This window comes from Kitasatospora sp. NPDC001159 (assembly GCF_053598235.1).
This window is the reverse complement of sequence record NZ_JBSFJV010000299.1, coordinates 1-1,105: the sequence shown is the minus strand read 5'-3', so window position 1 is coordinate 1,105 and position 1,105 is coordinate 1. Positions and strand designations below refer to the sequence as shown.

The window sequence follows — 1,105 nt, the reverse complement described above, 5'->3', positions numbered from 1 at the left end:
GGTGACTGCCGGAGGGGAACCGGGGCCCCGCGGCGTCGCGCCGGAGGCGACGGGGGAAGGCATGGGGCCGACCACACGAGAGGACCCCGCCATGCCCCCCAGCACGGTCGAGCACCGCATCCCCCGGCCGGACGGACCGCCCGCGGACCGGGGCGCGCGATGACGCGGACGGTGACCGGGCGCACCGACCACGTCGTGGTCGTCGGTGCCGGACTCGCCGGGCTCTCCGCCGCCCTGCACCTGCTGGGCGCGGGACGCCGGGTGACCGTCGTGGAACGCGACCCGCTCCCCGGCGGCCGGGCCGGACGGCGCGAACTCGGCGGCTACCGCCTCGACACCGGCCCGACCGTGCTGACCATGCCCGACCTGGCCGACGAGGCCTTCGCGGCCGTCGGCGAACGGCTGCGCGACCACGTCGAACTGCTGCCCCTGCACCCCGCCTACCGCGCCTGCTTCGCCGACGGCACCGCCCTGGACGTCCACACCGACGCCGACGCGATGGAGACGGAGGTCGAACGGTTCGCCGGCGCCCGGGAGGCGGCCGGGTACCGGCGGCTGCGCGACTGGCTCGGGCGGCTGTACGCCGTGCAGATGCGCCGGTTCATCGACGCCAACTTCGACTCGCCGCTCGGCCTGCTCACCCCCGACCTGGCCCGGCTCGCCGCCCTCGGCGGCTTCGGCCGCCTCGACACCCGCATCGGACGCTTCCTGACCGACGAACGGCTCAAGCGGGTCTTCTCCTTCCAGGCCCTGTACGCCGGTGTGGCGCCGTCCCGCGCGCTGGCCGCGTACGCCGTCATCGCCTACATGGACACCGTCGCCGGCGTCTACTTCCCGCGCGGCGGCGTGCACGCCCTGCCCCGCGCCATGGCCGCGGCGGCCGCCGGTGCCGGGGCCGACCTGCGCCTCGGACGGGCCGTCACCCGTCTGGAGCGCTCCGGCAACCGCGTCACGCAGGTCCGGCAGGCGCGCCGGGTTCGAGGCGAAGGTCCACGCCTGCATCTCCCCGTCGTCGTCCAACTCCGCGGCCACGGCGGCCATCCGCTCCACGACGTCCGCTACGAGGCCCTTGGAGTAGAGGAAGGACATGGATCCGGAAGCGTCC

At 75.7% G+C, this 1,105-nt stretch carries 2 pseudogenes; one reads left to right on the top strand and one right to left on the bottom strand.

The window, feature by feature from the left end:
* Positions 1 to 159 precede the first annotated feature (159 nt).
* Positions 160 to 960 (top strand): annotated as a pseudogene (gene crtI, locus ACWC9T_RS42005) (phytoene desaturase family protein); the annotation flags it as partial.
* A gap of 45 nt (positions 961 to 1,005) precedes the next feature.
* Here the strand turns inward: crtI and ACWC9T_RS42000 are convergent.
* Positions 1,006 to 1,089, bottom strand: a pseudogene (locus ACWC9T_RS42000) (VWA domain-containing protein); the annotation flags it as partial.
* Between the last annotated feature and the right edge of the window lie 16 nt (positions 1,090 to 1,105).